This window comes from Acidicapsa ligni, assembly GCF_025685655.1.
Taxonomy (GTDB): domain Bacteria; phylum Acidobacteriota; class Terriglobia; order Terriglobales; family Acidobacteriaceae; genus Acidicapsa; species Acidicapsa ligni.
In genome coordinates this window covers 139113-158075 of record NZ_JAGSYG010000009.1, presented here as the reverse complement: position 1 = coordinate 158075, position 18963 = coordinate 139113, and the positions used below count along the sequence as shown (strand labels likewise).

Sequence of the window (18963 nt, the reverse complement as noted above, 5' to 3'; positions counted from 1 at the left end):
GCATGGTATCAATCTGTGGACGTTGTGAGTATCTGTAATTCCGCACTGGAGTAAATAACCAGACTCCCATCCTCGGCGGCCGCGGCCAGTAGGCGGTCATCAGGAGACCATGCGAGATCCGTAATCGAAGCCGAAAGAGAGCTTGTGCTATCAGGTCCCTTTTGCTTACCTGGCTTCCAAAAAGCAAGCAGCCCCTGCGAACATCCAGATGCAAGTAGAGGCCCTGATCGCTGGTACGTGAGCCTGGTTACAGGCGATCTGTGGTGCCTGAGTTCGATTGGCTTTGTATCGGCAGGCCCTTTGCCGGAGCAATCCCAAACCGTAATCGAAGGGCCGCCACCGGTGGCAAGATAGCGAGAATATCGATTCCACGCTAACTCACGTACCTTGGTTGGATAACCCCACATCTGGAGTTCCTTTCCAGACTTCACGATCCAGAAGTGTACAGTCGCATCCTGATTGCCATGGCAAAGATAGCGACCATCCGGACTCCACGCAAGCGAAAGCATTGATCCTTTCCATAAGAAGGTTTGATGAACTTTATCTTGCCGTGGCTGCCAGAACTGTACCTGTCCGTAACAAGCCGAGGCAATCTCATCTGCATCTTGCTTCCATGCAATTGCAGCAATCGTGTTGGGGTGGTCTGGATAATCTCGGACTAACTCACCATCGTTGTTCCACAACCTCAGTTTTCGTCCTGCGGCAGTTGCGAGATATTGCCCAGAGGGAGACCATGCGATGTGTTCGACCCACTCGTCTCCGCATTCCAATGTTTTGAACGGGCCTTCTTCTGCTGGTCTCCACAGGCATACTTTCCCGTCCAGCCCAGCGCTCGCAAGCACCGGATCTTTCGGATTCCACGCAACCTGAGTCGCCCCTAGTTGATGTCCCTGACCCTCGCGCATGCATCGTTGATTTGGAATGTCGAAGATATATATCGTGCCTCTGGCTGATGCCGCCGCAAGCAGATTGCCCGTTGCAGACCATGCCGTCGAGACAACAGATTCATCTAGGAGCGTTCGCCACAAAGGCGAAATATCTTGCACCTTTTGCTTGGAGGCGAAATGTCTTTCGATTATGCCAGGCATGCCTTGAACCCCTCATTCAGCTGATGCCGGTCGAGGTTGCGACCAATGAAAATGAGTTGATTGTGTCGTTCTGCCTCTTTCCATGGGCGATCCGGACGGCCATCGAAAAGCATATGAACCCCTTGAAATACGAAGCGATATTTCTCGCCCTTGAGGCTCAGTACACCCTTCATGCGAAAGATATCCGTGCCCTGCGTCTGCAGAAGCCCGCTCATCCATTGATTGAATTTGCGCTTATCTAGATCCCCTGGAATCGTGATGCCCACGGATGAGACTTCTTCATCGTGCTCATGATCTGGCTTGTATTCGCGCTCAAACAAGGGCGCGATCGGAGCATCGCGATGATAGAGTGCTGCATGAAACTCTTCCGGACGATGCTCAGTGAATAACGCATAGCAGCCATCGCTCGGAATATTTATTTGAAACTCGGAAATATTTCCATCGAGCATAAGCCTGTAATGCACTTTGGCAGGAGCAATGGGACTTCCCGCAGCAACTGATTGTTCAACGTCGGAGAAGAGAAGCACGGCATCCATCTCAACTGACGCAAGCATCTCACGGGATGGATTTTCGCTTGTGTTCTTGATTGGAAGAATGACGAGGGACATAGTTGGATCGGGGCCTACGTCAAAGCGAAACCGGTAAGACCCAGCCGAAAGAGAATAGATGCCACCCCATTCGAATGGGTATTCGGGCTCCATAAACAGGGGATCGACTTCAAGCGCACGGTCAAGATTGAAACCTCCAACGTTGAGAACCGTATCGATCTCTGCAGCTGCATTCTGCGTTCGATAGATCTTTGCTGCGGCATTCATCGAGTGAATGCGCGCTTCCAGCTTATTCAAATCTGCCGGAGCCACCAGGTCAATCTTGTTGAGAAGAATAACGTCGGCAAAGGCAATCTGTTCTTTCACTTCATCCGAATCATCGATGTGTTGCCACACATGCTTCGCATCAATCAGAGTTACGATGCCATCGAGTCGCAGCTTTGCCTGCATCTCATCATCGACGAAGAACGTTTGCGCAACGGGACCAGGGTCCGCCATTCCTGTCGTTTCTACGAGGATGTAATCGAACTTTTCGCGCCGCTTCATCAGGTTGCCCAGAATCCGAATCAAGTCGCCGCGTACCGTGCAGCAGATGCAACCATTATTCATCTCGAAGATCTCTTCTTCGGCGCCGATCACAAGTTCCTGATCCACACCCACTTCGCCGAACTCATTCTCGATAACGGCAATACGCTTGCCATGCTCTTCGGTAAGAATGCGATTCAAGAGCGTGGTTTTTCCTGAACCAAGAAATCCAGTAAGAACAGTTACGGGAACGCGTGTGTCTTTATTAGCTGCAGTTGCTTCCATGATGTATCTCCAGGGATGAGTCGATCCGTTGCTTGCAAATACGATGAATATCTTCGGCAGTAATCTCTGCGATAGGCTGATGTAGCTTGAATTGAAACTTGTTGCCAGAGGACGTAAAGACCGCAATTACCGTCTCTATCGGAGGACATCCCTCCTCCATGCATGTCAACTCTGTGACCATGACAATCGTATCTTCGGCCAGCCCCAGCTCTGCTGCGACCTGTACCTTGATCTCATTTGTCCGTGTAGAATTCGGCGGGTTTTTCAAAACAAATAAATCCATCGACATCGCCCTCCTTAACGATAATGAGTTATCATTGTCGTTATGTCAAGGACATCTCCACGCCCTCAACCTCCACCCGTTGTTTCGACCAAGCGTCCAATGCTGGGACAGATCAGCGTTTGCAACGGATGCTGCTGCGGCCAGACGCACAAAGGACATCCAGAGGTTCCTGTCGAGTGGCTAAAGCAGGAGTGGAAATATCGAGGATTACTCAAGCGAGTTCATCTATCCATCAGTGGATGTCTTGGTCCTTGCGACGTGCCGAACGTCATCATGATCACCAGCGCCGAAGGAACGCAATGGCTCGCGCAGATTACCCAGCGAAGACAGTATGAAATGCTGGCCGACTGGGCGGAGCAATCCAAAATCTCTGACGAGTTACTCCCCCTGCCGAAAGAGTTCGATACGCATCGCCTGGCTGCCTTTCGCGACACGGCATCCAACGGGCGATAGTGTCAGCACGCTCAACTGTCGAGAGCCAAATTACAAAGGATTTGCAATGACACACTCAACGCTTCTAACTCTCGCAGTAGCTCTCGGTTTGCGCCATGGAGTTGATCCAGATCATCTGGCTGCGATTGACGGCCTCTCGCGTATACGCCCATCTCGATGGAACGGCATCTTGTTCGCAATAGGACACGGCACACTGGTTACTATCCTCGCAGTTGGAGTAGGCGGTCTTCTCGCTCGCGCATTTGAGCCTTATGCTCCCTGGTTGCTGATCTCGCTCGGCGCGCTTAACTTATGGCGCCTGAGAAGACCAATTGAGCACCGTCATCTTGCACTCTCTCGAATTAAGATCACGAGTCCGCTCGTCATTGGCATTATCTTTGGTGCGGGTTTTGAAACTGCCAGCCAACTCTCGGCACTCGTACTCGCTGCCGACATGAATCCATGGATTCTCGGCCTCATGTTTTCAGCAGGAATGATCATCGTAGACGGCACAGACGGATACCTTGCTTCGCGAACACAAAGCCAGGCTATTTCCGGCGGCAGACGTGCCCTGCGCGCATCCCAGGTCCTGGGAGTATTTGTTGTTATCTTTTCCTTCAGCCTGGGTGGTGCGGAGTTATTACGAATAGATATAGATAGAGTGGCTATGCCGATGGGTTGCGCTCTCTTTGTGGGCCTGATTGCTCTTCGTATCTGGAGTTCGCGCGACCCTTTGCATGCGGCATCCGTCGCTGCAATGTCAGCAGGCAATCCGAAGATATCTTAAGACTTCCATAACTCTTCATAACTTTGTATTACGGATAACTGAGGTTCTCTATGTATCGACAATTGTCCGGAGTAATGCAGCAACGATACTGGGTAGACAACCTTGATCCCTGGGCAATTCATTTTGCAGGCGGCTTCGGTATTCGCTGGTATGGACTCTCGTATATCGCAGGCATTCTTTTCGCAGCATGGCTCTTTTCCCGGTGGGCAAGACAAGGCCGTCTGACTATCCGCGATGAAGAAGTTTCGGTGCTCATTCTCTATACCTCTACAGGAGTATTAGTCGGTGGCAGATTGGGTTACTGCCTCTTCTATAACCTGCCAGCGGTGATGGAATCCCCGATGGAGGTCTTCGCCATCTGGCATGGTGGGATGGCCAGTCACGGCGGCATCCTCGGTCTTGTTTTGGCAATCTTTCTTTTCTCCCGTCAACGAAACCTCAGCCCCTGGCCGCTCCTCGATGCTGCGGCAGCCGTTGGACCCCTGGGAATAGCTTTCGGGCGCATCGCTAATTTTATGAATGCGGAGTTATGGGGCAGACCTTCGACCGTTCCGTGGGCGGTAATCTTTCCTGACGCGCCAGTTATCAACGGCGTCAACGTACCGCGTCACCCCAGTCAGCTCTATGCCGCGGTTGCTGAAGGCCTGCTTGTTTTTCTCGTTGCCCAGGTGGTTTATCACCGATCCGCGCGGCCGGGGATGACGACTGCAGCGGTATGCATCACCTATGGAGCAGGCCGCTTCATCGACGAGTTCTGGCGTCAGCCCGATCTGGGGCAACCCATCTATTGGGGATGGATGAGCAAGGGGCAACTCCTGACAATTCCCATGATTGCCGTCGGTTTTGTATGGACGATCTTTCTATTGAAGCAAGGCGCGGTACCCAAGGGGTAAGGGAGGGGTTCTCTACCCTGATGCGCCGGTTCGAGTCCGGCCCGCGCCGCCATTCTTCATCATGCACGCTTGTGCCTTGGAGCAGGAAGGGAAGGCGAAACTTTCCCGCAAGTAATTTAAGGTCTGTACCGGAGATCTGACTTCTCGATAGATGAATGGAAGTCAGTAGAAGTAATTGGTGGAGGCGGCGGGAGTCGAACCCGCGTCCGAAATCGTAGTCAACCGAGAGACTCCATGCGTAGTCTATTCAGTAATTTCGCTCCAGGCGCTCAGAATAGACAAGAAACGCTTGAAGCTAGTCCGATGATCTTGTCATTCCCACACGGACCGAGCGGGAACAACCAGCCTGCTGTGCGACGCCCGCTCTCAGCCCACAGGCAAAGATGAGGAGGACGGCTGCTTATTTAATTAAGCAGCAAGTGCCAGATTGTTGTTGGCAATTGTGTTTTTGTAAGCGATTACGGGTGCCCACCCCCCGGCATGCCTCTCTGTCGCTTGCGATCCCGTCGAAACCGTGACGCCCCCACATCTGTGGAACTCGTCAGCTCGTCCCTGGTGGCTCGTGCTGCACTTAAACATTGTACGCCATTTACAGCTTCCGCTCACTCCGGCGCGATAGCCTACTCCAGCGAGACCTGTTCGTAGTCATGGCGTGCAATCGCCGCCCGAATCTGCGCCGGCGTCTTTCCCAGCTTCGTCTGCTGGTATGCAAACAGGCCTTCCTTGGCGCAAGTGGAGCATTCTGTCCCATGCACGCCCTCGAAGCAGCTACGCAGGCTGGTGTGACCCAGCGCGCGATCGCAGCGGCAGTTGCACGGCAACTGATACAGCACGTTCGAAACCTTCGCCGCCTGCTGATACACGTGAACCTGCCACGGATACTGGAAATGCTCCCCGGTCAACTTTGCTCCACTCATAATCGGAGGCAGGGAACTGATCTTGAGCGGCGCAGATGGATGGTACGCCGGAATATCATCTGCGGGGTTGGTCCACTGCGCATAGCTGATCGCGGTTGCCGCAGCAAGAACCAGCGCTACTGCCCAGCGTCGAGAATGAAAGCTCTTCATCATGCACTCCTCAGTGATTTCCATTCTAATCTGACAGGCAGGAACGCCAAACTAGGCAGAGCTCCGTCGCGAATAAAAGTTCAAGACTTAAGCGAAGATAAAAGTTCAGAACAAAAAAAGGCGCCACGAACGGTAATCTGTTCGTGGCGGGAGGCCAGTGACGCAACTTACTTGCTATTGGAGGACGGGAGACTCAGTACCATCCCTCAGCAGCAATATATACACCTTACTATAGATTCGCAGGAATGCAAATACAAAAATCAAAATATTTCGTAATGTGATACTTGTTCGAAAGAAGACAGAGGCGCCATGCGCACAGGGCTAAAATAATAAGGAGAATCAGCCATCACAATACCTAGAAAGTTCAGGGCTAAAATCTTGACAAGTGATAGTAAAGAAGACAGTTACAGTAAAGATAAAAAGAGCGTAAAGCGACCTGCGCTCATTCTCCAGGTAGGGATGGTCGCGGCAGCCTCAGCCTTCGCCGGCGGATTGGCTGTAGCCTGGTGGCATCGCAAGACCCTGACAAAACTCCAGAATCCCATACTTTCTTCCAATCTACAGAATCCAGAATCTTCCTACGGGGAAGAACTTGGCATGGAAGAAGAAGATCCAACCTGAATAGCGGAATGGAGCATTTGCCGGGCGGGAAGACTAAAGAATGATCCCTATCCTATTAGCCAGCGAAAAATCCTTCTCCGTAATCCCACCTGCATCATGGCTTACCAGCGTCAGTCGTACCTTGTTGTAGCGAATATCGATATAGGGATGATGCCCGGCCTGTTCCGCCACCGCCGCCACTGAGTTCACAAAACTCATTGCCTCGCGAAAATCCAAAAATGAAAAACCGCGCCGTAACTCTCCGTTTTCAATATGCCAATCGGGAACCGCTTTGAGCGATTGCGTAATCTCTGCAGGCGTAAGAACAGTCATAGGCTCCTGGGTCAAATTTCAAGATGATTTTAGCGGGTTGCTGTAGCTCGGGCGATTTCTTCGGAAGTAAATGGTTTGCTGTGACCGGTAATCTCGTTCCGCAACTCGATCCACAGCTCATTGGGAATCTTGAGGAATACTTCGACCGCGGCAGGATCGAACTGCGTCCCCGAGCAGCGAAGGATCTCCAGCCGGGCTACGTCAAAACTCTTTGCCCCGCGGTACGGGCGATCGCTGGTAATCGCGTCCAGCGTGTCGGCAATGGCAAAGATGCGTGCCCCGATTGGGATAGCGTTCCCGTGAATGCCTCGCGGATAACCGCTGCCGTCATAATGCTCCTGGTGCGAGTACACGATCTCCGCAGCCTCACTCAGATAGGGAATCTTGCGCAGGATGTTATATCCGCGCGCGCAATGCTCACGCATGATATGCTGCTCTTCCGCGGTTAGTTTGCCCGGCTTGCGCAGAATCGCATCTGGAATCGCCATTTTGCCGATATCGTGCAGGAACGCGCCCCGGGCAATCACCTTGATGCCGTCAGAGCCAATCCCCATCGCTCTCGCCAGGGCAATCGTATAGGCTGTCACCCGTTTGGAGTGGCCTTCCGTCTCGGAGTCTTTCAAATCCAGCGCGTCGCCCAGCGCTTCGAGCGTGATGTCGTACGAGCGCTCCAGATCCTCGATTGCCTGGTGCAGCAATTCTGTTCGGGCATCCACAATCTGCTCAAGATTCTGCTGATAATTCTCACTCTCGCGAAGTGCGTTGCGGTGTTCGAGTGCCCGCCGCACGGTGATCAGTAACTGATCGCGCTCAAACGGCTTCAGCAGGTAGTCGTAAGCGCCCTTGCGCATGGCGCTGATCGCCACACTTGCATCCTGGATGGCAGTCACCATAATCACCGGTGTCTGCGGATGATCGACGTGCACCCGCTCCAGCAGGCTGATGCCATTGCCATCCCGCATCACAATGTCAGTCAGCACCAGGTCAAAATGCTGCCGGTCGATCAGTTCAAAAGCTTCTGCGTTGCTACCTGCCTGCACTGTCTGGTAGCTCTGCCGGTCCAGGGTGGCAGCCAGCATTGACCGCACGTGGGGTTCGTCATCCACAATCAGAATTCTTGCCGGTGCGCCCATGATTCCCCCGTCCTTACCGCTGGCCAAATACTACGCAAATCCGACTCAAAAAACATATTTCGCAGGATTTACATCACAAGGAATAACCTTGAAAGAGAAACAAAAGTACTGAAAATTATCTCATCGAACGATCGCCAGCACTCCGGGTTTGCATCGTAAATTGTCTCCGCCCAAGGGCCTGTCTATATTACGATGCAAATTCGAAAAGCGGTGGCGCATTCTTTTGCCAGAGTTCGCGCCCAGTTAACACTCACCGCGCAGGCGCTTTCGTTTCGCCACAGCCCAACCTTCTTTAATCACTTGTTTTGAACGGCCCACAGCCAGGGCATCTTCCGGTACATCCTTTGTAATACATGAGCCCGCTCCGACGTAGCATCCGTCGCCGAGAGTGATCGGAGCAACCAGGGTCGAGTCGCTTCCCACAAACACGCCAGCTCCGATTTTGGTAGTGTGCTTGTTCACCCCGTCATAATTGCAGGTGATCACACCCGCGCCGATATTCGAGCCTGCTCCAACTTCGGCGTCGCCCAGATAGGTCAGGTGATTGGCCTTTGCGCCTTTGCCGAGCCGTGCTTTCTTCGTCTCGACAAAGTTCCCGACATGCGCATCCTCGCCGATCTCGCTCCCCGGCCGGATGTGGGCAAAAGGCCCAATCCTCGCGCCGCTCCCGATCGTAGATTCAGCAATCACGCAGCTCTGGCGAACAATCACTCCGTCTTCAATCGTAGAATTTTCAATCACCGTGCTCGACCGAATCAGGCAATCCGACCCAATCCGCGTTTTGCCCAGCAATTGCACAAACGGCTCGATGACTGTATCCGGCCCGACCTCGACGTCCGCGTCAATCACACTGGTCTCCGGCCGAAAAATCGTAACTCCCTGCGCCATCAGCCGCTCTGCATTCTGCGCGCGCAAAGTCGCATCCAACGACACCAGCTCGGCAATTGTGTTCGCGCCCAGCACTTCCTCAGGATCAGCAGCTTCGACCGCCACCACCCGCTCGCCCGCCGCTACCAGTATCCCCGCAAGGTCCGTCAGGTAATACTCTCCAGCCGAATTCCCCGCTTCAATCCTGCTCAAATACTGCAGCAGTGCCGCCGTCTTGAATGCGTAAATCCCGGAATTGATCTCGCCAATTTCTTCCTGCCCGGCGCTCAACGACTTCTGCTCCACAATCGCCTCGACCTCCGCCGAATCGGAACCTCTACGCACCACGCGCCCGTATCCAAAAGGATTCTCCGGCCTCGCCGTCAGAATCGTCATCGCCGCATCCTGTGCCTGGTGAAATTCCCAAAGCAGCCCAATGGTCTCCGGTCGAATCAGCGGCACATCGCCAGACAGCACTAGCACGTTATCGTATCCGCGAATCGCCTCCTGCGCGCACTGAATCGCGTGCCCCGTCCCCAACTGCTCCGCCTGCAGCACGAACCCCACTCCGGTACCGGCAACCGCAGCTTCCACGCTTGCCGCTTCGTGTCCCACCACGGCATAGATATCGGCAGGCGCAACGATCCGGCTCGCCGCGGCAATCACATGCTCCAGCAACGGCTTGCCGCCAATCGCATGCAGCACCTTCGGTCGCCGCGATTTCAAACGTGTCCCTTTACCCGCCGCCATGATTACAATTGCCAGACCCATTCTTTGCACTCCTAGATGTTTTTACTCAGCCATCTAAGAAGCTAAGCGCCGCGCATCCGCGAGTCAATCCACGAAGTTCCACAGGCGCAGCCGTTGCCCAGCCGTTGCGGTTGTCTTTGTCCTTGCCGTTGCCCTTGCCTTTCTGGCTGTCATTCCCGAAGGGAATCTGCTGCCAGCCTTTGCCCTTCCAGCCACCCATCGGTTTTAGCGCATCTTTGATCAAGATTGCCGACCCGAATGCGTATGCTCAGCAGGAGGCCTGCTCTACATCCGCAGTCGCTTCTTGACCCCAACCCGCACCTGCCCGTATGCTCGGGATCGTTCCGGCAAGTTCAGGCGCTCCGCAACAGTAGCGCCGTCAAGGGAGTAGCATGACCAATCCATCGTTACCCGCAGCTCCCCAAAATACAGCCCGCGAATCAATCTCCGCGCTCGCGCAACCTATGCTCATCCGCCGCGCCGCAGTCCTCGGAGCCGGCACTATGGGCTCCCGTATCGCAGCCCATCTCGCCAACGCCGGAATTCCCGTTCTCCTCCTGGACATAGTTCCCGATGGCGAAACAAAATCGCGAAATCGCCTGGCCTCGTCTGCCCTCGAATCTCTGTTCAAAGCCAGGCCTGCAGCCTTCTATGAACTATCCGCTGCCCGTTTCATCACAGCCGGCAACTTCGAAGACGATCTCTCCAAACTTGCAAACTGTGATTGGGTCATCGAGGCCGTCACCGAAAACCTCGCAGTCAAGCAAACCCTGCTAACTCGTATCCTCCCGCATCTAGGCTCTGAAGCGATCCTCACCACCAACACCTCTGGCCTGCCGATAGTGCAGATCGCAGACAGCCTCGGCGATGCACTCAGCCCCTCCGCACGCAAGCGCTGGTTCGGAACTCACTTCTTCAATCCGCCTCGCTACATGCGCCTGCTGGAAGTGATTCCCACCCCGGATACCGATTCCGCAGTAGTCGCCGCCTTTTCCGCATTTGCCGATCGCATCCTCGGCAAGCAGGTGGTCCTGGCGCACGATACGCCAAACTTCATCGCCAACCGCATCGGCGTCGCCAATATGTTCACCGCGCTGAGCCTTATGAAGCAGCAAGGGCTTACCGTCGAAGAAGTCGACGCCCTGACCGGCACGGCCATCGGCTGGCCGCGAACCGGCACCTTCCGCCTGGCCGACATGATCGGCATCGACGTTCTCGCCCATGTAGCCTCCAACTTTAGTGAAGGCGTTACCAGTGACGGCTCCACCAATGACGGCCCATTAAATCTCATCAATGCGATGGTCGAGCACCGCTGGCTGGGCGACAAATCCGGCCAAGGATTCTACAAAAAAACGCGCGATGCAGCAGGCCAGGAACAGCGCTTCGCCCTCGATACACAAACGCTCGAATATCGTCCGCTGGCCAAGGCCAAAATTCCAGCCCTCGAAATGGCAAAGAACGCCGCCAGCCTGCCCGAACGCCTGCGCCTGCTGCTCGCCAACGATCCTAAGAAGGACAAAGCGTCAGCCTACCTATGGCCCCTGCTGGCGAATCTCTGGAACTACTCCGCAGACCGCATCGACGAGGTAACCGACGACGCACCCTCGATCGATCGCGCCATCTGCGCCGGGTTCAATTGGGAGCTGGGACCATTTGCCCTATGGGATGCAGCAGGCGCCGCAAGCACTGTCGCCCGCATGAAAGAACTGTCCCTGCCCGTCAGCCCGCGTGTGGAATCTCTGCTCGCAGCGGGGCATGGCAGTTGGTATTCCTCCGATGGCAAGAGCTGCTTTTCGCCCATCACCAATCAGATGGAGCCGATTGCCGCCATTCCCGGCCACGCTCGCATTGCCGACTATCGCACTGCCTCGGCGAACAGCAAAGGCGTCATTCGCAGGAATCCTGGAGCATCGCTGGTCGATCTGGGCGACGGCATCGCCTGCCTCGAACTTCACTCCGTTAAATCCGCCATCGGTGGCGATGTTGTCTCGCTGCTTAACTCGGTACTGGCTCCTGCCAGCGAGGCGGTTCGTAACTTTCAAGGCTTCGTCATCAGCAGCGATGCGGAGAACTTCTCCGTCGGCGCCAATCTCATGCAACTCCTGCTCGGTATGCAGGAGGGCGAGTGGGACGAAATTAACCTCGCCATTCGCGGCTTCCAGCAGATGACCTCAGCCATCAAGTTCTGCCCGCGCCCCGTCGTTGTCGCTCCGTTTGGATTGTGCCTCGGCGGCGGCGCTGAAATCAGCCTCCACGCCGCGCAGCGCCAGCTCCACGCCGAAACCTACATGGGTCTCGTAGAAGCCGGAGTAGGCTTGATTCCCGGCGGCGGAGGTACCAAGGAAATGGCTCTCCGCGCAATGGATCTGGCCGTGACCATCGCACCTCCTGAGCCCCGCGACCCACCGTCAAAGTTCGCCCAATCAGGCGAATACGCTACTGCCCTCAAGCGTTCGCTCGAAACCATAGCTATGGCCAAGGTCTCAACATCCGCTGCCGAGGCCCGCGCTCTGGGCCTGCTCTCCGCAGCCGACCGCGTTACTCTCAACCGCGAACGCCTGCTGCTCGACGCCAAGGCGCAGTCGCTCACGCTGGCAAATGCCGGATACGTCGCTCCCGTTTCGCGTGCGCAGATTCCCGCAGCCGGACTGGCGGCACTCTCAATGCTTGAAACCGGTATCTTTCTCATGGGCGAGGCAGGCTTCGCTTCGGTGCACGATCAAAAGGTCGCCGCCAAAGCTGCCTACGTTCTCTGTGGAGGACGCCTGACGCCCGGCACACTGGTCACCGAACAATACCTGCTCGATCTGGAGCGCGAAGCATTTCTGTCCCTCTGTGGCGAGCGCAAAACCCAGGAGCGCATCTCCTTTACACTCAAAACCGGCAAGCCCCTAAGGAACTAACCATGCCGGAATCAAGACCGGATAGATCGACTTTCGTTTCAATTGCCGCCTTGAGCGGACTGGCTCTCTGTGCAAATGTATTGCTCGCACAAATCGCAACTCCATCCCCGTCGCAACTCACCGCAACTGGCCAGGTTGAGGTCGATGGCCGCCAGGTCGCGTACCGCGTTCGCCACCTCCCGGTCAGTTCATTTCCCGATCTTCCAGCCCCCATCGCTGCTGAGCTGGCAACCCGCGGTTGCCTGATTCCGCAGACTTATCAAGCGCGTCGTCCCGAGAACGTAATCCACGGTAGCCTGGAGCATTCCGGGTCAAACGACTGGGCCGTCCTTTGCTCCGTAAACGGGCAAGTCTCTTTGCTGGTGTTCTTCTCGACAGCCACGGCTGCACAACCCATCGTTCTGGCGACGCAACCGGAAACAGATCGCCTGCAGCAGCACGATCCCAGCCACGAACTCGGCTTCAACTGGGGTATCGACGCAGCCTCTCCCCAGCATGTGCACGACGCCCTGGCCGGTATGGATAAGCGTCCAGCTCCACTCGACCATGACGCCCTGGCCGACAGCATTCTCGACATCAAAACCGTCTATCATCTGTACCGCAATGGCGCATGGGAACGAGTCGTAGTAGACCAATCTCTTTAAGCGTCTATTGTTCGTTCAAAAGGAGTTTCCAGTGGAAGAAGCCGTCATCGTCAGCGCCGTTCGCACCCCAGTCGGCCGCGCAGGAAAAGGCGCCTTCGCCACCGCTCGCCCCGACGACCTAGCCGCCGCCGCCATCCGTGGCGCTCTGGCCCGCGTACATGAACTCAATGTTAACGAGATCGACGACCTCATCCTGGGTTGCGCTATGCCTGAAGGGGAACAGGGCTGGAACCTTGCGCGGACCGTGGTTCTGCGCTCGGAACTGCCAGTCTCCATCAGCGGCATGACCGTCAATCGCCTCTGCGCATCGGGATTGGAAGCGATCGCTCAAGCAGCGATGCGTGTGCAAACCGGTATTTCTAAAGTAGTTATCGCAGGCGGGGCGGAATCTATGAGCATGATTCCCATGAGCGGTAACAAGCCCAGCCCCAACCCCTGGCTGGCCGAACATTATCCCACCGCGCTGCTTACGATGGGCCTGACTGCAGAACGCGTCGCCCGCCATTACGGCGTTTCCCGAGAAGATCAGGATGCTTTTTCGCTCGCCAGCCATGAAAAAGCGATTGCCGCGCAGGCTGCCGGACGATTCTCGGATGAGATTATTCCATATCCGGTAAGCAATACCGCAGTCGGATCTAAACCGCAAGAAACAATGGTCTTAGCCGATGAAGGTCCGCGAGCCGACACTTCACTGGCGGCGTTGGCCAGGCTCAAACCCGCCTTCCATGCCGAGGGAAGCGTGACTGCCGGCAACTCTTCACAGACTTCGGATGGAGCTGCTGCTGCGGTGATTATGAGTGCGAACCGGGCCGCTGAGCTTGGCATCAAGCCGCTGGCCCGCTTCGTTGCTTATGCGACTGCCGGTTGTTTGCCGGAGGAGATGGGTGCGGGACCGATTTTTGCTATCCCAAAGGTGTTGGCGCAGGCAGGCTTAAGGCTTGAAGATATTGGCTTAATTGAATTGAATGAGGCGTTTGCGGCGCAGGCGTTGGCGGTGATTCGTGAGCTCGGGCTCGATCCGGAGCAAGTAAATGTGAACGGGGGAGCGATTGCGTTAGGGCATCCCCTGGGATGTACAGGGGCAAAACTTACAGCTTCAATTCTTGCGGAGATGCGTCGCCGACAGGTTCGCTACGGCATGGTGACGATGTGCGTCGGCGGCGGCATGGGAGCTGCGGGGATTTTTGAGCTGCTGAATTAAGCAGACTGCAGCATTACGGTGCGTGCGTGGTTTTCTATAAAAAGCGTCGGATAAAGAACGAAGAGAACTCAGATGCAATGGAAAAAGGCAGGATGCTTGCGCGTCCTGCCTCATAATTTTGCTGCCTCTAAGAGCTAGGCCTTGGCTGGAGCCAGAACGAGAGCCTTCAGGCGAGCATTCAACCGGCTCTTGTAACGGGAGACGGTGTTCTTGTGCAGGACACCCTTTTGTACGCTCTTGTCGAGAGCGGAGACGGTGGCCTTGAACTGCTCCTGGGCTGCTTTCACGTCGCCCTTGGCGAGGCTTTCGCGCATCAGGCGTAGGCTGCCGCGAACGCGGGTGCGGTTGGCGCGGTTAACTTCAGTCTTTACGACCGTTTGACGGGCGCGCTTGAGTGACGAAACATGATTTGCCATGGTATTTCGCTGATCCTTATCTTTGTCCCCGATTTTGGGGCGGAATGCTGGCCAGAATGCAGATTCAGCCGCATCCCTTGCAATTTCCTAGTCTACGCGAAGGTCGGTTTTGGGTCAATGGAAACCCGGCTTGGACAGCAGATCTGTTTGCGGAGAATTGTCATTCTCTGGAGCGTGGCGCCGAAGAGGGAACGCCGAAGGATCGGATTTCAGGTCAGGCGCCAGTCGATCAGCAAGGGGTCCAGCCCATACTCTTTATTTGGCGAGAATCTTTAGATAACGGCATCGGCGATTTGTTGGACATATTGACGGTCCATCTTGTATTCGCATTCGGTCTTGGTTGCGCCTGCCCCGGTTCCGCCCGCCATTCCTGCACGCATGAGCTCGCATGCATTCTGCCGGTATTGGCGCCAGGCAACGTTAACCTTATCCAACAGGGTCAGCTCGCCCAAAATGAAGTTGGCCTCTCGTGTTAGGCGAAGGCATGAGCAGGAACAAACATTTCCGGAATTACTTCTTTCGAGTTGCAGACTGGTTTGGAGGGCCAGTCTGCAACTCGAAAGAAGCAGGTCACTGCACGGTCAGCGCGATGGTTGCGGTGTGAGTGATCGTTGTACTTCCGGAGGTTGCGGTTGCAGTTACCGTTATATTGCTGGTCCCGGTGGGAGTTCCAGGATCGGAAGAGCCGGTTGGGGTCGATGGGCTTGATCCACCACCGCATCCGCTCAGGGGGATCAGACTTCCCAAGGTCACTACGGCAACCAATAGAAACCATCCTGCGCGTTTTCTCGGCAGGATAAGGAAAAGCAGCCCTCCGGCAGCAATTACTCCAAGGCCTGCCAGATGGGCCTGAGAGCCTACTTTTAACCGGATATTTGTTGAGGCAGCTTTGGTGCTGATGCTTAGCGTAGTTGTTCCCGAGTTCCCTGCAGACACACTGAGGGTTGATGGAGTGAAGGAACAGGAGGACTCAGCAGGTAATCCGCTGCATTGGAACGTGGTTTTAGAAGTGAGACTGGCGTTATCTGCGATGGTTAAGTTCAGGGTTCCCGATAGACCTGCTGCCAAGGTAAGGGTCACAGCGCTGGATGTGAATGTGAAATCAGGATCAGGCGGTGGAGGCGCTGATATCGTGACTGTGAAAGGTGTCGAGGTATTGGGATTGAAATGAGCATCACCGGAGTAGACGGCCGTGATGCTATGCACCCCAGGTTGCAATCCTGTAAAGGAAAACGGAGTTCCCACTGGGCTGCTTCCCAGCAGCGTCGAACTGTTGTCATAAAACTTAATGGTCCCTATGGGTTCTGGCTGATGGGACAGCGTTGCTGCCAGATTTGCAGTCAAGACTACGCTTGTGCCGCCCGCGACGGGACTGGGTGATGCGGTTACGGTGAGTGAGGTTCCACCCTGATTCATGAAGAATGCTGTTCCACCGAGGTATTCGCTGAACCCCACGATACTTTGTGTATTGTCGCCAAGAAAGTTGCCCGCAAAGAGAGGGGTGGTAATTCCCGAAAAAAAGTAATTGATAGATGGGGCAAAGCTACCTTGCCCTGTACCCAGATTTACAAACATCAAACCGTACCTATCATCGCCGATCAAATCTGGAATACCGTCACCGTTTACGTCGGCATAGATAGCAGAATTGTTGATGGTGTTTGCGCCTAAGCCGGTACTCTTCTTGAAGGTTCCATCTCCATTACCTGCGTATAACATTGCTTCGCCACCGGTTCCTGAATCCAGGGTGACCAGGGTGAGATCTGGGCTGCCATCCTGGTTGAAGTCATCGGTGAGAATCTGTTGAACGGAGTTTCCGGTGTACACGACGGTGGGAGCTTCGAATGTTCCGTCACCGTTGCCCTTTAGTATGCTGGCGCTACCGGATAGGGTGAAGAGACCAGATGAGCCGAGGATAAGGTCAAGGGGATTATTTTTCCCATGGAAACTTGCAAGTGTAACGGTATATAAGTCCGTTCCTGAGGCGTAGAAGGTTGGAGTCTTGAATGTTCCGTCGCCATTGCCCAGCACTGTGAAATAGCCCGATGGAACAGTACTGCCGCCACAGCCAACGTCACCGGGATAGGCAAATACCAGGTCCAGCTTCCCATCTCCATTGATGTCGCCGACTGCGCTGTAATAAAGTGCACACGCCAGAGCCATCGAAGGAGTGATGGGGTTGACGGGAGTTCTAAATGTCCCATCGCCATTGGATAAAGCTACTGCGGCCGTTCCGTCATCTCCAACAAGAACGATGTCCTGTCTGCCATCTCCATTGAAGTCACCAGTCGAGAGTTCCACGTAGACCGTGCCGTAGGTAGAGTACGGCAAAGTTGTTTGATATGAGAATCCACCTTTGGCGTTGGCGAGGCCTGTAACTAGGGAGTTCGGCCCCAATGCAATCAAGTCCGTAAAACCATCCCCGTTCAAGTCGGCGACAGCTCCAACCCCAACTGCTTGAGGTGGCAGAATCGGGGAGTTGGCAGAGTACAGCAGCGGTGTAGCTACAAAAGTTCCATCGCCGTTGCCAATGCCAAGTTCGACATTGCCGCTTGCATCGCTGTTGGCGAAGTCTACCTTACCGTCGCCGTTGAAGTCTGCTGTAACGATCAAATTTACAGAGCCATATCCTCCGTCATCAAACCCTACTGCTGTGCCTGTGATTCCGTTAAAGGTACCGTCGCCGTTACCGAGATACGTGACCAGCGCACCGCATCCGACGGCAACTAGGTCAGGTTTGCTATCCCCGTTTAGATCCACGGCCTGAACCTGCAAGACACATCCCGTCTGCAGTGATTGATTTGGCGTCTGTGTTTTATTCAGAAGTAAATTGGGTGTTTGAAACGTTCCGTCACCATTGCCCAACGCGGTGTATACGCCTGCGTAATTGATCAAAATGAGATCAGCTTTTGAGGCATCGGTAGTCAGGCTCTGCGCCGTCAGTACTGTATAGGGCACAAGTCCGGCGTTGGATGACGGAAATGTGACGGTGGTATTTGGGGAGGGAAGCTGGAAGGTGCCGTTACCGTTGCCTAGTAGCACGTCCACGTAGTCGGTAAGCAACCGATCATCTTCTCGCTCCAATAAAAGATCCTGTTTGCCATCGTGGTTAACATCTGCAAATGCAGGCATCACGTGGGCAGAGGAGTAGGGCTGTTGCGCGACAGGGACGTTAATGGTCTGTGCAGTCTGGGGAGAAAAATTCCCAGATCCATCATTGGTTAAGACTTGCAGCAATATTTGGTCAGTGTTGAGCCACTCGACTGCAACAATATCGTTATGACCAGAGGTCGTTGTTTGAGCGAGGCCATAGGAATAGGTATCGATTGGATACCCCGTTGGATTTGGCAACGACAAGGTTACAGGGGCTCCGAAGGAGCCGTTCTTTTGATTAAGAAGAACAACGAGGGCCGGATGCAAAGACGAATTGGGTGACGTTCCCAGAACAAGATCTGAGTAGCCATCTCCATTTAGATCCAGGGCTATCGCTGCATTGAGGGTGTATGAGTTGATCCCGGATAGTTTTGGTGCCGCAATGATGGAAGGCGTTTCAAAGCCACCGCTGCCATTATTCAGTAGAATTTCGAGCTGTCCGCTGGAGTTCACTGTTACTAAATCCGGTTTGCCATCCTTATTGAAGTCGCCAGTGACGATTGTGGCGCTTTCCGTAGATCCTGCACTCACGACTGGAGCTGCGTAAAAACCACCGAAGTTCGGGGTTGCGGTAGGTGTCTGAGCAGCCGCCATCTGGAATGAGGCGGGTACGGCGAGGAAAATCAAGGCAGAGAAAGCTGAAGACCAGCGGAAGTGCATCGGTGCTCCTGAATGGGCGTTAACAGAGTGCAGACAAGGCGAAGCCGCAAAGCGGCTATTCCAGTTGCGAAATTATCTTTCACATAGTTAAGTATTGGGGCTACTCAGAGGGAAGATATCCCTAACAGGCTAAAACATGCAAGGAGAAACGAGTTAGCAGGAATTGAATGGATCTCATAATTAAAAAAGATCTGGAGCGAGCTTTGGATAGTGATGGCCAATCAATATTGGTAGTGCAAATTTACATAATTAGGGTTGACTACCACTGCCTGTAGGGGTACTCTCTGTGTCAGATACAGGATTTGGTCGCCTATGCCATCCCGCATCGCAGACTGGCCGTTAGCGGCCCTCTTCGCGTCTGTTTATTGTTTGACATGTATGACATATTGATCGACGGC

General features: G+C 54.5%; 18 protein-coding genes, 1 tRNA gene and 1 other RNA gene. 8 read left to right on the top strand and 12 right to left on the bottom strand.

What is annotated here, in order from left to right; translation table 11 throughout:
- Positions 1–8: 8 nt before the first annotated feature.
- Genes OHL19_RS22305 through OHL19_RS22295 form a run of 3 tightly spaced genes read right to left on the bottom strand, consistent with a single transcriptional unit; the run spans position 9 to position 2735 of the window.
- Complete coding sequence (locus OHL19_RS22305; RefSeq protein WP_263360052.1) at positions 9–1088, bottom strand: WD40 repeat domain-containing protein; 1080 nt, start codon at positions 1086–1088, stop codon at positions 9–11.
- The gene (locus tag OHL19_RS22300) at positions 1076–2446 is read right to left on the bottom strand and encodes a CobW family GTP-binding protein (RefSeq protein ID WP_263360051.1); all 1371 of its coding nucleotides are present in this window, start codon (positions 2444–2446) and stop codon (positions 1076–1078) included. The genes OHL19_RS22305 and OHL19_RS22300 overlap by 13 nt, the downstream gene beginning before the upstream one ends.
- Positions 2427–2735, bottom strand: a complete 309-nt coding sequence (locus OHL19_RS22295; RefSeq protein ID WP_263360050.1) for a hypothetical protein — start codon at positions 2733–2735, stop codon at positions 2427–2429. Before OHL19_RS22295 ends, OHL19_RS22300 begins: the two co-directional genes overlap by 20 nt.
- 36 nt (positions 2736–2771) lie before the next feature.
- Between OHL19_RS22295 and OHL19_RS22290 the strand changes: the two genes are divergently transcribed.
- From OHL19_RS22290 to OHL19_RS22275, 4 genes are all read left to right on the top strand, one after another.
- On the top strand, positions 2772–3182 hold the full coding sequence (locus tag OHL19_RS22290) for a (2Fe-2S) ferredoxin domain-containing protein (protein WP_263360049.1): 411 nt from the start codon (positions 2772–2774) through the stop codon (positions 3180–3182).
- Positions 3183–3228: 46 nt separating this feature from the next.
- A complete protein-coding gene (locus OHL19_RS22285) occupies positions 3229–3948 on the top strand; it encodes a HoxN/HupN/NixA family nickel/cobalt transporter (RefSeq protein WP_263360048.1) in 720 nt (239 codons plus the stop codon).
- A gap of 50 nt (positions 3949–3998) precedes the next feature.
- Positions 3999–4841 carry a prolipoprotein diacylglyceryl transferase gene (lgt, locus tag OHL19_RS22280; protein ID WP_263360047.1) on the top strand — a complete coding sequence of 281 codons (843 nt, stop codon included), beginning with the start codon at positions 3999–4001 and terminating at the stop codon, positions 4839–4841.
- Positions 4821–4893 (top strand) — tRNA-OTHER (locus OHL19_RS22275). The genes lgt and OHL19_RS22275 overlap by 21 nt, the downstream gene beginning before the upstream one ends.
- Positions 4894–5017: 124 nt before the next feature.
- Here OHL19_RS22275 and ssrA read toward each other — a convergent pair.
- Both ssrA and OHL19_RS22265 read right to left on the bottom strand, forming a co-directional pair.
- Positions 5018–5366, bottom strand: a transfer-messenger RNA (tmRNA) gene (gene ssrA / locus OHL19_RS22270).
- Positions 5367–5461: 95 nt separating this feature from the next.
- Positions 5462–5911 carry a PCYCGC domain-containing protein gene (locus tag OHL19_RS22265; protein WP_263360046.1) on the bottom strand — a complete coding sequence of 150 codons (450 nt, stop codon included), beginning with the start codon at positions 5909–5911 and terminating at the stop codon, positions 5462–5464.
- 375 nt (positions 5912–6286) lie between these two features.
- Here OHL19_RS22265 and OHL19_RS22260 point away from each other — a divergent pair, with 375 nt between their 5' ends.
- The gene (locus tag OHL19_RS22260; protein WP_263360045.1) at positions 6287–6529 is read left to right on the top strand and encodes a hypothetical protein; all 243 of its coding nucleotides are present in this window, start codon (positions 6287–6289) and stop codon (positions 6527–6529) included.
- 33 nt (positions 6530–6562) lie between these two features.
- Here the strand turns inward: OHL19_RS22260 and OHL19_RS22255 are convergent, their stop codons facing one another.
- The 4 genes from OHL19_RS22255 to OHL19_RS22240 form a co-directional block, all read right to left on the bottom strand.
- Positions 6563–6841: a 4a-hydroxytetrahydrobiopterin dehydratase gene (locus tag OHL19_RS22255; RefSeq protein ID WP_263360044.1), complete on the bottom strand. Its 279-nt coding sequence runs from the start codon at positions 6839–6841 to the stop codon at positions 6563–6565.
- A gap of 29 nt (positions 6842–6870) precedes the next feature.
- Positions 6871–8001, bottom strand: a complete 1131-nt coding sequence (locus OHL19_RS22250; protein ID WP_263360043.1) for an HD domain-containing phosphohydrolase — start codon at positions 7999–8001, stop codon at positions 6871–6873.
- Positions 8002–8217: 216 nt separating this feature from the next.
- Positions 8218–9612 carry a bifunctional UDP-N-acetylglucosamine diphosphorylase/glucosamine-1-phosphate N-acetyltransferase GlmU gene (gene glmU, locus OHL19_RS22245; RefSeq protein WP_263360042.1) on the bottom strand — a complete coding sequence of 465 codons (1395 nt, stop codon included), beginning with the start codon at positions 9610–9612 and terminating at the stop codon, positions 8218–8220.
- Positions 9613–9637: 25 nt separating this feature from the next.
- Positions 9638–9811, bottom strand: a complete 174-nt coding sequence (locus OHL19_RS22240; RefSeq protein ID WP_263360041.1) for a hypothetical protein — start codon at positions 9809–9811, stop codon at positions 9638–9640.
- Positions 9812–9983: 172 nt separating this feature from the next.
- Here OHL19_RS22240 and OHL19_RS22235 point away from each other — a divergent pair, with 172 nt between their 5' ends.
- Genes OHL19_RS22235 through OHL19_RS22225 form a run of 3 tightly spaced genes read left to right on the top strand, consistent with a single transcriptional unit; the run spans position 9984 to position 14339 of the window.
- On the top strand, positions 9984–12494 hold the full coding sequence (locus OHL19_RS22235; RefSeq protein WP_263360040.1) for a 3-hydroxyacyl-CoA dehydrogenase/enoyl-CoA hydratase family protein: 2511 nt from the start codon (positions 9984–9986) through the stop codon (positions 12492–12494).
- A gap of 2 nt (positions 12495–12496) precedes the next feature.
- The gene (locus tag OHL19_RS22230; RefSeq protein WP_263360039.1) at positions 12497–13138 is read left to right on the top strand and encodes a hypothetical protein; all 642 of its coding nucleotides are present in this window, start codon (positions 12497–12499) and stop codon (positions 13136–13138) included.
- A 31-nt stretch (positions 13139–13169) separates the two neighbouring features.
- Positions 13170–14339 (top strand): thiolase family protein, encoded by a 1170-nt coding sequence (locus OHL19_RS22225; protein ID WP_263360038.1) that lies wholly within the window; start codon positions 13170–13172, stop codon positions 14337–14339.
- A gap of 134 nt (positions 14340–14473) precedes the next feature.
- Here the strand turns inward: OHL19_RS22225 and rpsT are convergent, their stop codons facing one another.
- The 3 genes from rpsT to OHL19_RS22210 form a co-directional block, all read right to left on the bottom strand.
- Entirely contained in the window at positions 14474–14755 is a 282-nt protein-coding gene (rpsT, locus tag OHL19_RS22220) for a 30S ribosomal protein S20 (protein WP_263360037.1), read from the bottom strand.
- Between the two features lie 272 nt (positions 14756–15027).
- Positions 15028–15207 (bottom strand): hypothetical protein, encoded by a 180-nt coding sequence (locus tag OHL19_RS22215; protein ID WP_263360036.1) that lies wholly within the window; start codon positions 15205–15207, stop codon positions 15028–15030.
- A gap of 118 nt (positions 15208–15325) precedes the next feature.
- Positions 15326–18565, bottom strand: a complete 3240-nt coding sequence (locus OHL19_RS22210; protein WP_263360035.1) for an FG-GAP-like repeat-containing protein — start codon at positions 18563–18565, stop codon at positions 15326–15328.
- Positions 18566–18963 lie beyond the last annotated feature (398 nt).